This window comes from Winogradskyella flava (assembly GCF_014243395.1).
Classification (GTDB): domain Bacteria; phylum Bacteroidota; class Bacteroidia; order Flavobacteriales; family Flavobacteriaceae; genus Winogradskyella; species Winogradskyella flava.
In genome coordinates this window covers 22,384-37,893 of sequence record NZ_JACLCP010000006.1, presented here as the reverse complement: position 1 = coordinate 37,893, position 15,510 = coordinate 22,384, and the positions used below count along the sequence as shown (strand labels likewise).

At 34.8% G+C, this 15,510-nt stretch carries 10 protein-coding genes; 2 read left to right on the top strand and 8 right to left on the bottom strand.

The features are described 5' to 3' along the window. Nucleotides 1-187 precede the first annotated feature (187 nt). Nucleotides 188-925, top strand: a complete 738-nt coding sequence (locus H7F21_RS15620; RefSeq protein WP_185790250.1) for an MlaE family ABC transporter permease — start codon at nt 188-190, stop codon at nt 923-925. Next, nucleotides 925-1,692, top strand: coding sequence for an ABC transporter ATP-binding protein (locus tag H7F21_RS15615; protein WP_185790249.1), 768 nt, complete (start codon nt 925-927; stop codon nt 1,690-1,692). The genes H7F21_RS15620 and H7F21_RS15615 overlap by 1 nt, the downstream gene beginning before the upstream one ends. Here H7F21_RS15615 and H7F21_RS15610 read toward each other — a convergent pair whose 3' ends face one another. From H7F21_RS15610 to H7F21_RS15575, 8 genes are all read right to left on the bottom strand, one after another. After that, on the bottom strand, nt 1,693-3,174 hold the full coding sequence (locus H7F21_RS15610) for a DUF389 domain-containing protein (protein ID WP_185790248.1): 1,482 nt from the start codon (nt 3,172-3,174) through the stop codon (nt 1,693-1,695). It lies immediately after the preceding gene. A gap of 74 nt (nt 3,175-3,248) precedes the next feature. After that, nucleotides 3,249-4,325, bottom strand: a complete 1,077-nt coding sequence (locus tag H7F21_RS15605; RefSeq protein ID WP_185790247.1) for a mannose-1-phosphate guanylyltransferase — start codon at nt 4,323-4,325, stop codon at nt 3,249-3,251. Then, nucleotides 4,315-4,917: a SprT-like domain-containing protein gene (locus H7F21_RS15600; RefSeq protein WP_185790246.1), complete on the bottom strand. Its 603-nt coding sequence runs from the start codon at nt 4,915-4,917 to the stop codon at nt 4,315-4,317. The genes H7F21_RS15605 and H7F21_RS15600 overlap by 11 nt, the downstream gene beginning before the upstream one ends. Nucleotides 4,918-4,947: 30 nt before the next feature. After that, the gene (locus H7F21_RS15595; RefSeq protein WP_185790245.1) at nt 4,948-8,994 is read right to left on the bottom strand and encodes an FG-GAP-like repeat-containing protein; all 4,047 of its coding nucleotides are present in this window, start codon (nt 8,992-8,994) and stop codon (nt 4,948-4,950) included. A gap of 28 nt (nt 8,995-9,022) precedes the next feature. Further along, nucleotides 9,023-9,670, bottom strand: coding sequence for an HAD family hydrolase (locus tag H7F21_RS15590; protein WP_185790244.1), 648 nt, complete (start codon nt 9,668-9,670; stop codon nt 9,023-9,025). A gap of 27 nt (nt 9,671-9,697) precedes the next feature. After that, nucleotides 9,698-11,746: an OmpA family protein gene (locus H7F21_RS15585; protein ID WP_185790243.1), complete on the bottom strand. Its 2,049-nt coding sequence runs from the start codon at nt 11,744-11,746 to the stop codon at nt 9,698-9,700. Nucleotide 11,747: 1 nt separating this feature from the next. Next, a complete protein-coding gene (locus tag H7F21_RS15580; RefSeq protein WP_185790242.1) occupies nt 11,748-12,659 on the bottom strand; it encodes a PorP/SprF family type IX secretion system membrane protein in 912 nt (303 codons plus the stop codon). A 10-nt stretch (nt 12,660-12,669) separates the two neighbouring features. After that, nucleotides 12,670-15,441 (bottom strand): T9SS type B sorting domain-containing protein, encoded by a 2,772-nt coding sequence (locus tag H7F21_RS15575; RefSeq protein WP_185790241.1) that lies wholly within the window; start codon nt 15,439-15,441, stop codon nt 12,670-12,672. Nucleotides 15,442-15,510: the final 69 nt, after the last annotated feature.

The window sequence follows — 15,510 nt, the reverse complement described above, 5'->3', positions numbered from 1 at the left end:
ACATCGTCTTTAGTCTAAGTTTCAAAAATACAGTTTTTAGATTATCTTAATTTTAATTTAATGTAATTTCATGTGATTATATTCATTTTTAATTATTCGTTGCATGCAATTCGCCATTCCAAATTATTATACATATAATACTTTTGAATTTGCTCGAGTCCTAATCATTTTTTATACTTTAGCATTTATGAAGTATCTTCATAATATTGGCACTTACTTTATAATGATTAAAGATATGTTTCGTAAGCCCACGAAGTGGTCTGTACTGAAAACTTTAATCCTAAAGGATATTGATGACCTTATTATAGGTTCATTGGGCATTGTAGCTTTTATTGCTTTTTTTGTTGGAGGTGTTGTTGCCATTCAAACTTCACTGAACATCAGTAATCCATTGATCCCGAAGTATCTGGTTGGTTTTGCCACTCGCCAATCCATAATTTTAGAATTTGCACCAACATTTATTTCCATTATAATGGCAGGTAAGGTAGGTTCTTTTATCACATCTAGTATTGGCACTATGCGCGTTACCGAACAAATAGATGCTTTGGAGGTGATGGGAATCAATGCTATTAACTACTTGGTGTTTCCAAAATTTATCGCCTTAACATTATATCCTTTTATTATCTCAATAGCCATGTTCTTAGGGATTCTTGGCGGATTAGCGGCTTGTGTTTATGGTGGATATGGGACATTAGAAGATTATATTGAAGGTGTGCAAAATGATTTTATTCCGTTTCACATGGCTTATGCCTTTATAAAAACTATGGTATTTGCTTTTATTCTGGCAACCATTCCATCTTTTTACGGTTACTTTATGAAAGGTGGCGCCTTAGAAGTAGGTAAGGCAAGTACAACGTCTTTTGTATGGACCAGTGTAGTTATTATTTTAGTTAATTATTTAATAACCAGTTTACTCCTAGGCTAATGATAGAAGTCAACGATTTACATAAATCATTTGGTGATGCGCATATTCTAAAAGGTATTACAACATCTTTCGAAAAAGGAAAGACCAATCTTATCATAGGTCAGAGTGGTTCTGGAAAAACAGTTTTTCTAAAGTGTCTATTGGGTTTGTTTGAATATGAACAAGGCAGTATTTCTTATGACGGTAAGGTATTTAGTAATCTAAGTAATGATGAGAAGACCGAAGTGAGATCTCAAATTGGAATGGTATTTCAAGGCAGTGCACTTTTCGATTCCATGACCATTGCCGAAAATGTTATGTTTCCTTTACGAATGTTTACCAAACAGAGTAAAAGTGAAATGCAGGATCGTGTAGACTTTGTATTGAATCGTGTTAACTTGGATGATGCCCATCATAAAATGCCTAGTGAGGCTTCTGGTGGAATGCAAAAGCGTGTTGCGATTGCAAGAGCAATTGTGAATAAGCCAAAATATCTATTTTGCGATGAACCAAACTCTGGATTAGATCCAAAAACGGCTATAGTGATAGACAATCTGATCCAAGAGATTACAGATGAATATCAAATTACAACAGTAATCAACTCTCATGATATGAATTCAGTTATGGAAATTGGTGAGAAAATCGTCTTCTTAAAAGATGGTCTCAAGGCGTGGGAAGGCTCTAAAGAGACTATTTTTAAAACAGATAATGAGGTTGTAACTGACTTCGTTTATTCTTCTGAATTATTCAAGAAAGTCCGAAAAATGTATATTGAGGAGAACCAATAATTAATCTCTTTTAACTCTTACCTTTTCAGTTTTTAATTCCTGTTTTAACCACTGCAACAATTCTCCTTCTTTCACTATAACCAAACTATCATTTAGATTAACTTTCCATTTTACATTAGCGACTGTCAAAGTATCAATTTTTATAAAATCTCTGGATTCCAACATTTTCGCATAACCAAAATACTCTAAATCCTTAAACCTAATTTTAGCATCTTTGGCTAAAGCAGAAAACGCCACTTCATTCTTGTTTGACGCATTTTGCGCTTCAATTTGTTGATTTAGTCCACTAATGTTTTCTTGAAGTTCTACAATCTCTTTTTGCAAGCCAGAGATAATATTATCTTTTCTATCTAATTCTGCAATGGCTCTGTCATAGGCATCCGAAATTTTATCTATACTTCTATTTTTATTACCGCTTATGATTAATTCGAAATCCTTAATTTTTTCATAGCCTTTGAGTTCATTTCGCAAATCAGCTTCAGTTGCATCCGTAATTTCACCATTAAAATAAAGCGTTATTCTCTTTTCTTCATAGTTAGGTATACCATCCTGAAACCAAAGCTCTCGGTTCTCTGTTATCTCATTTTTGACAAAATTTTTATAATCATTTTCAAATCTTGTTTGATTTAAAACTTTTATAAATGTTATGGTTGGATATATCATAACAACAACTGCTACCAAAGCTGCAAACCTTGCTATACGCTTTCTTTTTATAGAATTTGCATACTTTAGCATTGGAAATCTTAATACCTTAAGTACAATAAATGTTGCTAGGGCAATAAAAATTGTGTTGATGGTAAACAGATTCATCGCTCCTAAAAAATAAGACCAATTACCTTTAGCCAATCCATAACCAGCAGTACATAAAGGTGGCATTAATGCTGTTGCGATAGCCACACCAAAAATCACAGAAGCTATTGTTCCCTTTTTAGTTCTAGCTATAATTAAGGCCAAACCACCGAAAAATGCAATAAGTACATCTCGGATATCTGGCTGTGTTCTACCTAAAAGCTCTGAAGTATCTTCACTTAATGGAAAGAATTTAAAAAACAGAAATGCAGTTAACAAACTCAGTACAATCATAATCGCCAAGTTTATCAACGAGCGTTTGAGTGTATCAATATCATTAATCGCAATAGAAAGTCCTACTCCTAAAATTGGCCCCATCAAAGGAGATATTAACATGGCACCAATGACCACTGCCGTAGAATTGGCATTAAGACCAACAGAAGCGACCATTATCGAACATACCAAAATCCATGCGGTAGCACCTTTAAAAGAAATATCAGCTTTAATAGCATCTACCGTGGCATCTCGATCTGTATCGTCTCTAAAATCAAGAAGCTCGCTTAAAAAATTAGAAACACTAGAAAATAGACCCTGAGCATCTTTTCTAACAGCTTCTTTCTTTTCTTCAACAACTTTATCCTTTTCAATTTGCTGCTGTTCGTCTTCTTTAAAGTCGAATTTACTTTCTTCCATTATGCATTGTTTACCATGAGCACACTAATATAAAGATAAATTTTTGTAACTCTGTTTGGTAATATTCCATAAAGTTATAGATCACCATATTTATTCTTAATACGCTGTTGTATTTGCTTTATATCTTGTTCTTTATTTTTAGGATAAATAAGAAGTGTATTATCGTGATCTACAATAATATAATCGTTTAAGCCGTCAATAACCACAAGTTTATCTTTAGGTGCTCTTACAATATTCCCTTCCGCATTTTCTGCTAAGCTTTTGGCATTTAAAATAGCATTATTGTGACCATCTTTATCTAATTTGTCGTAAAGACTTCCCCAAGTACCTAAGTCATTCCAATCAAAAGTTGCAGGAATCACATACACATTATCACTTTTTTCCATTAGGGCATAATCCACAGAAATGTTTTTTGCCTTTCCATAATTATCTTTTACAAAATCATCCTCAAATTCGGTATTGTAGACTTTATAACCACTTTCAAAGAGCTTAAATAATTCTGGTTGATTGTTTTTAAAAGCGGAGATCACGGATTTGACACTCCACATAAATATGCCTGCATTCCATAGAAAATTACCTTGATCTATAAACGATTTTGCCGTTTCGTAATCTGGTTTCTCACGAAATTGATTAACGGGTTTAATTTCTAAAGCTGATGATTTATCAAATTCTATATAGCCATAACCTGTATTAGGAAAGGTTGGTGTTATACCTAAAGTCATTAGAGCATCATTTGATTCGCAAAAATCAAAAGCCGTCTTCACATTATTAGAAAATGCGTGTTCGTTTTCAATCCAGTGATCACTGGGAGCCACAATCATTACAGCATCTTCATTCTCCTTTTGTATTTTTAAAGACGCATATAATATACAAGGTGCTGTATTTCGCATGGCAGGTTCCAAAACCACTTGTCGCTTAGTTACACCTGGTAATTGTTCAAACACCAAATCATTATAGCGCTCATTAGTTAAAATGAATATATTCTCCTCAGGAATAAGCTTCGCCAAGCGGTAAAAGGTCTTTTGAATAAGTGTATCACCTGTTCCTAACATATCGTGAAATTGCTTAGGAAAATCCTGCGTACTCACTGGCCAAAATCTTGAACCTACACCTCCTGCCATTAATATGGCGTAATAATTTTTATTTTTCATCTATTAATTCTACTTCTGCATTTGGGTTAAACAAATATAACCTACCTGTTTTAACCTCTATACACTCTATACGTTTTCTTCTCTTATCACCTTTCTTAAATACCCTACCATTGTAAAGCATAAAATTATGTCCCAAAGGTACTTCAAATACATAAGTCTTGTCATTAGGTTCGTCGAATCGCTTTAAGGCTAAGGCGAGTTGCGTATCTGTATCGCTGGAAGCTTTTGGATTCTTGAAGTGTTTGGCTAAAAGCGGCAACAATTCCATGGGGAAAACCTCTGGTCGTATAAACGGTAACATTAAATGCTGAAAGGTCATTTTCCATTCTTTACCATGAGGTTTAATAGAACGCCCATAATTCTTATAGGCTTCAAAATGCGCAATCTCATGAATCAGTGTTATCAAAAATCGATACTTATTTAGATTTGAATTTACCGTAATTTGATGCTTACCATTTGGTAGTGCTCTGTAATCACCATGTTTGGTCTTTCTCTCGCTCTTAACCTTGACTACTAAATTATCTTTAGCCAACAATATCTCAACCTTAGGTTGCGCGCTTTCTGGAATACAATCTAACAGTCCTGTTCGCATGGATGCAAAAATAATGTAATTGTGGAATCATCAATTATTAACAACAACCATTTTAGACGTATCACCAACTTTCAACAAGTACAACCCAGAAGCTGTACTGTAAAACTTTAATGATGTTGTATTGTTTGACTCATCATATGTTCTATTTGCCAAATTTATTCTTTTGCCTTGCATATCAAAAACTTCTATATTTTCTCTACCGTTTGTATTATCTATAAAGATTTCCTTATTAATTGTTGGATTAGGGTAGATCTTAATAGGTTCATTAAGACTTTCATAACTCAGGCTTCCTTCAAAATAAGGTACTGCAAAATCAAAAACGTCTTCAGCCACCGCTTGTCCTATAAACCGCCCAGGAATATCATCAGCCGGTGGGTGAATTCCCCCCCAAATTCTACTTAAACTTGTCTGATCAGATGCATCTCTATAGGTTGCCCACTGTAAAATCACATCTTGCGATGGGCCTTCTTCAAATACTAAAAATTCATTGGCTTTAGCCGTAAATTCCCCCAGCCCACCAGGAAAGAAAGGACTTCCTGTCATCTTGGTCATTAATTCTGCCGCTGCTCTAGAATAGGTTGAATGTCCAGAGACATAACCAGCAAAAGGTGGTGTTACAAAAGTAGGTCTCTGGTAAGGGTACCAATCTTCAGCTAATATCCAACCCACACCAGCCTGATCAATCTCGGTATTATTTATAAAATCGTGCCCTCGCCAAGTATAAAGCTTTATTTTGTCTAAGTTTTGATTAAAAGAACCTGCTAACGGATCACCTACTTCGACAACTTCAATATAATTATCAATTAATGGAATACCGCCAACATGATAGTTATCTAAGGTGTTATCAGTACTTTGTCCACGTTCAGCCATAGAACGAATTGCCGATATTGGTCTTATATAGTCGTACCAGCCTTTCACACTCCATGCAGAAATTGCAGCATCATGCATACCTCCTCCAAGAATAAAATAGGCTTTTACATCCCACTCTAATGGATTTAAAATGTCGCCTTCCCCTTGAAAACGTTTTTCAAACTGAGGATGATCATTCACATAATTCAAGATAGTAAACCAATGACCTGGAGGTGTTTCAGACTCTGGTCCATCTGCCCAAAACTCTGCAAGTACTCTGGCGTAATCACCTCTAGGAACCATCTTAGTTTCATATGGATTGCCTGTTACTGGATTTAAATTATGTCCGTTACTATTTGCTCCTCCTTCAAAAAAATTATAAAAATTTGGATAATCTTCATAGTCTGCTGGAAAGGTACTAATGTCTACATTTCCTATAGAATTAGGTGAAATATCCCACATTACGCCATCATTTGGATCTAAATGTGATTGCCAAACAGAGACCATTGAAAATCCCCATTTATAGGCGTCACTACTTGCATTAGGTTCTGACAAATTAATATACGGAGGGTCTGATGGATCATGAAATACACGGTAATCATGTCCACCACGCTGATACGTAACTCTATCATCTTCTGACAGGGCAAAACTAAATACATTTCCCCACTCTGGACTTAAAAAAGGAGGTGTGTCATCGTCAATAATTACCCCACCTTGATCTATAAATATTTCTAAAGCCAACGGTTGCCATCGATTTGGATCATTAATTGGAAGATTAAAACTTCCTATAATAGGATTTAAGGCATAGGGTACATTAACGGGTTCATAATATTCATTATCATATCTAGTTGCCTCCCTAGAACCATCTTGCAAACCATAGTTTATAATAGTTTGAGCCACAAAATTCCCTAATGCTGCCGAATCTCCATCTTCATATAACAACGATGTTATAGTAATATCATAACCCAACTTTTCCATTAATAAATCGAATCTTGCCTGAGTTCCCAATACTCCAGGGGAATTTTGAAAACGATGGGTCAGCAATCGATACATAGCATAGCTTATAGCTTTGTGTAATGAAATGTCTATAGCTTCATTTGGAATTAGTTCTTCTAGGACACTTGTAAATCCATTCACTGTATTCCCAACTAAATATGGACTAGCAACATCATCATAAATTGCCCAGATATCATACATAGCCACACTTGTATGAAATAAATTTCTAGCATGCACAGTTGGTCTAGCAAAATCATCTCTTATGGCTTCCAATAAGGCCTCGTTCCATAGTCTAGCAATGGAGATATTATCTGGTAAGTTATCCACACCCAATGCTACATTAATAGAAACTTCTTGACTAGAACATTGATTATTCGACTCAGTCACAGCGACGCTACCAAAATCTTCTAAATGCCACCTTACTGAAATACTATTAGTGCCTTGTCCACTTAAAATCTCACCACCAGATACTTCCCAAAGCAAATTTGATCCCGATGATGCATTATAAGTATAAGTTTCTGTTCTTAAAAATGATGAGCTTGTATTACCAAGGAGATCTTGTGAAGTTATATAGGAACACGACCCATTATCTACTGTTGCATCTGGATCATAACTACACGATACAGGGTCTGTACAACCGTAAATTTTTTGACTAGGTTCTATATCTAGTACTTCTAGGCCCTGGCCCTCAATGACCCGAACTGTATTGTTGGTATCTAAATCATTGAAAGTCTCCACTAAACCTGATGGCCATTTGATTTCTAAAGTATTTATTTGATTAATATCACCCAAACCAAAATGAACACCTTGAAGACTCTGACTTAAAAATCCAACTCCAGAATAATAGCGCTTTAAGCTACCACTATTTGTTGTTAGAGTTAAGATAGTTCCAATGGCATCACGATTTGATGTAGTGCCTTGTAACTGAACCTTAAACCAATTCAAAGTACTTTCGGCATCGTCAAAATTTAGAAGTTTATTTTCATAAAATATAACTGGACCATCTCCATTGGTGATCAATAAGTCCATATCTCCATCATTGTCGTAATCAAAATCAGTAGACTCAACACTTTCGGTATTTTCGTTCAAACCTAATTCCGATGAAGCATCCTCAAACATATTCTGCCCTTGACCATGCAAATTTCTATAATATACATTTTGTTCAGGTCCTCTGGCTTCAAAATCGTAACCATTGGTTATAAATAGATCTTCATCGCCATCTAAATCAAAATCTACAAATCGTGCTCCCCAAGCCCATCCTGTTGCATTAATACCATAGTTCACTGATGTTTCAGAATAGTTGTTAGAACCGTTATTTTCTAAGAGCGCATTTTCGTCTATTCCTGTAATGAAAAAATCGAAATCGTTGTCTAAATCAAAATTACCAATGGCGATTCCCATATCATCAATCATACTATCCAATCCATAGCTTTGAGCATCTTCAATAAAGGACGCACCAGATTGATTAATATAGAGATAGTTAGCATCTTCGAGATCATTGGTGACTAAAAAATCCATCCAGCCATCATTATTGAAATCAAATGGAAAAGGCGTATAACTATAATTAGACTCTACTTCTGTAAGCCCTAACGCTTCAGTAACTTCAGTAAAAGTTCCATTGCCATTGTTTCTATGCATTGAGTTGGAATCGCATCGGCTCCAATCCGTAACATAAATATCAAGGAAACCGTCATTATTATAATCGAACCAAGTGGCTCCAATATTAAGACAATCGTTAGAAGTTTCAAATCCAGAGGCCTCAGTTACATTAATAAAGGTGCCATCACCTAAATTTCGCCATAGTTGCACTTTTAAAGAGTAGGTTAAGAACAAATCAGGAAATCCATCATTATCATAATCACCCCAAGAAGCGCTAAATTTATAGCCTTGCTGAGCCAGTGTAAGCTGAACCTCATCTTCTGAAGTAAGTAAATCAGTAAAACCAGCAGCCTCAGTAACATCCGTGAAAGAGCCATTATTATTATTTCTAAGCAATCGGCTAAAACTAGAATATTCTGATGAATCCTCTATGGCATTGGCAACTACAAAAATATCAAGGTCATTATCCCCATCATAATCTGCTACTGCTACGCCATTGTTTTTTTCAAGTGCTCCTAAACCAGCGAGTGTCTCGATATGCTCAAACGTTTGACCGTGAAGTGTGAAAGTTAAAAGGACATATAAAACGATATAGAAACCTAAAGATTTACGATGGAGTAATCTCTTTATCATTCCGCATTTTTTTTTATAAATATAAAAATTAGCTATGACTTTCTAATAGCTTAGGCAAGTTTATCATGCTATCAAAAACCTTAGTAGCATTTTCTTTCAACTCATCCTTGTAATCATGAGCAGTAAATCCGAATACATCAAAGCCTCCATTGACTGCAGCTTTAACGCCAATCGGACTATCTTCAATAACCAGACATTCATTCGGCGAGAACCCCATCGTCCTTGCTGCCCATAAAAATACCTCAGGATCTGGTTTCCACTTTTCTATTGCATAACAGCTAAAAATTTTACTTTCGAAATAGGGTAATAAACCGGTGAGCTCAAGATTAAGTCTTATTTTGTTCTCTGGTCCACTAGAAGCTACACAAAAAGGAATATCTAATTTATCTAAAAGATTATTCACGCCCTTAATGGGTTCAATCTCATCCTTAAACTTCTCAAAAGATCGTTTCCTGTACTCATCTTCAAAATCAAATGGAATGTCTTTTCCAACGAGTCTCTTGATTTTATCGATACAGTTTTTAAGTGAATTTCCTTTAAAATGTGCATAAGCATATTCTAGATCTATATTGGCACCAAATGTGTTCGCCATATCCACCATGACCTGATTGCCAAGAGGTTCACTATCTACTAAGACACCATCACAATCAAAGATGATACATTTATATTGAGACATACTGAGTACAAAAATCTAAATTTAGCACTAATATTTCACGATTTCAAACTCACTTCGCCTATTAATCTGAAACTCCTCATCTGTACATTGACTCTGGGGGCAATCTACTAATGGCCAAAGTTCTCCGTATCCTTGAAACTTTATTCGTCTCGCGTTAACATAGCCTACTAATGCTAAATAGTTCCTTGTTGATTCTGCGCGTCTTTCAGAAAGAATTTGATTATATCGCTCAGAACCTCTGCTGTCTGTGTGAGCGCTAATTTTTATATGGATATTAGGATAGCGTTCTAGTTTTTCCGCTAATTCATCTAAAATTACTTTTGAATCTTCTCTAATATCCCATTTATCAAAATCAAAATAGATAGGCTCTAGCTCAAAAAATAATTTTCCCTCTTTCTGGACAATAGGTGGACCTTCAACATCTGTCAACATTTCGAATCGTTTAGGATCTTCCTCTTTTAGGTCCTCATCAATATTTTTTTCCGCGATTATAACCTCAATAGGGTCTGGTGGGTCTGGTGGATCTGGTGGTTTTGGTGGTGGCAATTTCTCTAGATATAATAGATGTTTCTGATCCTGCTCTTCTAGAACCTTAACTCTTAAAACACCATTATGATAACCTTGACTTGAAGCATTAAGAACATAATTATTCGCTAGGAGATTTTTACTAAAACTAGCAATGGAATCAAGTGTATTTTCATAAATGAGATTCCCTTTTCTATCTATCAATGTAACGGAAACATTCGATACAAAATCTTCAGTTTGCTGATCTCTTATCTCAAATTTGTTGATATATTCCCTAATAAAAATCTCACCTGTTTGATCAAAACTATAAATATTATCATCTTTATACTTTCTGTTTGATGCGAAAAAGCCCTGAGTCTTATTAGTGTAATTAAGACTGAAATCATCATACTGAGAATTAATTGGAGCACCTAAGTTTACAGGCTTGGTAAATGCGCCATCTACAAATTCGGACACAAAATTGTCTAACATGCCTAAACCCAGATGTCCGTTTGATGAGAAAAATAAGTGACCATCATCCGAAATAAATGGAAAATGTTCCCTATTCACTGTATTGATTGTAGTACCTAAATTAACTGGTTCTCCAAAAGTACCATCGTCGCTTATATCTACATAATATAAATCAAAGCTACCTATACTATCATCTTGGTTTGAAGAAAAATACAGTTTTTTCTCATCAGGACTTAAAGCAGGATGCTGGTAAGAGTATTTTTCTATATTAAAAGGTAACTTCTCTAAATTTGACCAAATACCCTCATTCAGTGTAGCTTTATATAAATGAATATTGTTCTTGTCATCTTCGTCAAACTCCTTTTTGCCATCTACAAAATTACTTCGTGACACATATATAGTAAGACCGTTTTTACTGAAGCAAAAATTCCCTTCATGTAGTTTTGAATTAATGCTTTCAGGCAATTTTACTACACCTCCAATAGTATCGTTCTCTTCTGATACCCTAACGGAATAAATATCCAAAAATGGTCTATGCGTCCATTTGAATTTTTTCTCTAATAGCTTACTTTCAGACTCTCTATCTGAAGTAAAATATACGCTTTCATTATGCTTTACAGCTCCAAAGTCTGAAGCAGATGAATTGAATTTAGCCAACTCAATCTTATAATCAGAGTCCATTAATTTAAAATCCTCTATTGTACTTATAGCGTCATCTTTATTGAATGCGATTGAATCATTCCCTTTATAACGTTCTAAATAATCGATACCTTTTTCATAGTCACCTAAAGCCGATAGCAATTGATAATATTTAAAATTAAATTCATTGTCATAAGTCTTATCATCCTCCACAAATCTCCCATTAACCAATAGTCTTAAGTAGCGTGTAGCTTTTCCATATTCAAAAGTATTATAGTAAGAGATTACAATATTTTCTAAATCTTTTTTATGATTTGAAGACTCTAGATCAATCTCATAATATTTTGCGGCATTCGTATAATCACCTTTCTCGAAAAAGCGATCCGCTCTAGATTTTGCCTGAGAAAATACAAACTGCGAAACAAAAATCAAGTTTATAATTAAAACAACTCTTTTTAACATATCAATAAAATCTCGGAGATGAATATTTTTTACTCAAACCTAGCACGTCAAACTTATATGTCAATATAAATTCGTGACTGCCATTATTAAAATCATTTAATGCGCTAGTATTAAAATCGTAAGCATAACCAAATCTCAAACCAGAAAACACCTCGATACCTGCCATAGCAGTAACTGCATCATTGTATCTGTATGAAACGCCTAATTCAAATTTTTCTTGATATAAGGCATTAGCAGAAATATCAAATGACAATGGTGCTCCAAAAACATGTTTAATAACTGTGGATGGCTTGAGCTTTATATCTTGATTAATATCAAAAACATAACCTCCAATTAAAAACAAGTGAAGTTTGTTTTGATAAAATACGTCGTTGTTGGCATCTATTTCGTTTGGTAATAAATTTGGAGATGATAAGCCAATGTAATAATTGTCGTGATACATAAATGCACCTGCGCCTATATTGAGTACTGTCTTTCTCGTATTATCGAAAAAAGGATCTCCACTAACATTACTTTCGAAGACATTTGTGCTCAGATGATCAAATCCAACTTTCATTCCAAAAGACATATCTAGTGTCTCGGTGAGTTTAATCTTATATGCAAAATCAACATTAAAAACGTTCTCCGTTTGTTTAATATTATCACCTATTTCATCATTAAGATAATTAAGACTTATCTCAATCTTATCACTTAATGGTATATTAGCAAAGGCATTTGCCGTTTTCGGTGCTCCATCAATTCCCACCCATTGGCTACGATAAAGTGTCCCAACCTCTACGATACTCATTTCGTTAATCATGTAGGCAGGATTAATAATGCTCATATTATACATGTACTGCGTATAATGAGGCTCTTGCTGTGCATATAAGGAAGCACCACATAAAAAGATTAAAATGTATAGTTTTAGTTTCATTCTATTACTCTTATCTACTTAAATACACACTTCCTTGAAAAGGGTCTGTTAGGCCATCATTGGGATTAAACACATAAAAATAAGTGCCTGAAGGTAATTTAGAACCAATGGTCAATGATACATTTGACGTACCATCAAATAGCGATGTATTGTTGTTTCCTTTATATACTATGCTACCATAGCGGTTGTAGATTTTGATTTCAAATTCAGGGAATATCACTGGTAGATTACACAAATCCAATACCTCATTTTCATTATCGTCATTATCTGAAATACCATCATTAATTTCGCAATCATTGCAAGAGCTATCATTAAAAGGCAGTAGATTAACGCTTATTTGTATTCGATCGGACTCACAACCATCACTATTAATTGCAGAAACAAAATAATCTTCACCATCGACTAATAATAAGTCTGATGGTAAAGCATCTGTTGATGTTGACGTATCATACCACATAAAATCAAAGGCTGAACTGAGTATTTCTAAATCAGAGATTGTAGCTGCATCAGCAAGACAAAACGTTTGATTTTCAACATTTGGTGACATCACATCAATTACATCTATGGTAAGAATTGCAATTGATGGGGTACATTGAGGATTATCTTGTATTGTATATTGAAAACTATACATACCTTCATTTAGTAAAGATAAATTGACTATACTACCATTTAAGGCATTTGTACCATCAATATCTTGAAATGTACCTCCAGAATCAGCAGCAGAATCAAGTATAGATTGTAAATCTAACTGGTCATCTGATCTACAAACTGTAGCTTGCATATCGGAACCAGCACTACCATTCTGTAGAATAGTGACAGTTACAGTTGCCTGACCACCAGAACACATAATGGATGTACCACCATTATCTGGCACAGAATACATATAATCACCTGCTTCAAAGGTAGATGGATCAAAAATGACATCACTTACATTCGAAACAAAACCGTTCGGTCCTGTCCAACTTCCAATTGTACTGGCATTGCTCCCCAATAAATCAAATAAATTAAAACTGCTATCATCACTGCAAATCTGGGTTGTACTATTTGTGCCTGCTTGATATTGCTCAAATACAGTAAATGACAAGGTTGCTTCTTCATTACAATTATTCGCATTTGTAATATTATATTGAAAATTAAAGGTTTGCTGATCGTTTATTACCGGTAAAACAAATGGACTAGTTATGGCACTACCCGTATCTAAATCAACCCAGGTTCCAAATGGACCAACATATATTGGGTCATCAATACCATTAGTATTTAGTAATGAAATTAAATCTATGGTGTTCCCTAGATCTCCTGAACAAAATGAAAGATCTACTGTATCTTCACCAGCATAGTTTTTAGGATGTACTACAATAACTACCTCTGCTGATTCTGAACCACAAAAACCAGAAGTATCAACTTCAGATGTACAAGCATCTATGTAATTCAACACTTCAAAATTATCTGGATTACAATTTATTTCTGGACTAACCGTATAACGAAAAACATATGTACCAGGTTCAGCACCTGTTAAATTTACTGGAGCCAAATAAGAATAATCTATAGAAGGTGCACAACCTCCTTCATTACTCACTAGACCCAAATCTGAAGGTCCTGAGACAAAATTCCACTGTGTACATGAATCAGATGGATAATCATACACAACACCGTTATCGTTAGAGAAACCCAATTGATCGTACAGGTTAATAGTTGCTGGTATTGACTCATCATCTTCACAAAACTCTGGAAAGGTGGATTGAGAAAAAGGCCTTAAGTATTCGTAGATTTTAAAACTGATAGTTGATTGTGAATCATCACAAACACCAGATCGTTGATCTACGGAATATGTAAAATCAACGTCAACACATCCAAATCTTGGATTATTCGATATTATTTGCTGATAGATGGCGTTTATATTTATCACAGAATCTCCCAAGGTAGAAATCTGACCAAACATATCCATTGACCATGTCCCTTCTATGTCTTCAAATAATAAATAATCATCATCAGTCAAATCAATATCATTATCATACACTCCATTTACAATTAGATCTTCGCAAATTCTTTTGTTTTGGGCTAGTCCAGAGAAAACTTCTCTAACCACCGAAATTTTCACTCTTGTTTCTTGTTCAACATTACAAGGCGCTATACCTGGAACCGTATAAATAAGTTCAAACGTTTCTTCATCAACTAACGGAGGTCCTGCTTGGTAGGGTACCGTAACGAATAACTCAGACCCAACAACTTCTATAAAGTTTGGACTACTACCCTCATAAGTCCATTGACCATTAGCATGTGGACTTGGAAGCGATTCTAGTGCTTCGAAAAGATCGATATCAGGAAGCGGAATACATAAATCTAAAGGTGTGGAACCCGAATCACAGACTTGCACATTAACATCCTCCAAGTTTGTAGGCAATGCAATACCAGAAAATGGGCCTAAAACTAAATTAATGGTCAAGGCGATATCTGAACCACAATCAGCGTTGGTCAGTTGAAATTGGTAATCTGTAGTAGTTGTTGAAGACTCGTTTAAGTCCCATAGAAATAAATCACCTGTAATTGCATTTAGTGCAAAATTAAAACCTGGATCAAACCAAGTTCCAGCTTGAATCGTGTTTCCGGTAAGATTGGTGTATTCATCATACAAATTAATGATGCCATCTGGTGTGCCATCGTTGTTACTGTCTATTTGTGTCATATCACAAATAACAATGGTCTCCTCTAAATTACATTGTGCATGCAAGACTGCAGAAAAAAACACAATTATAGCTAATGCTATCCCCCTAATAATGTTCAATGCTGTTAATTTGTCGAAAGGTAAATGTTAAATTTAACATTTGTAGTCATAATCTTTCAATTTATTAAC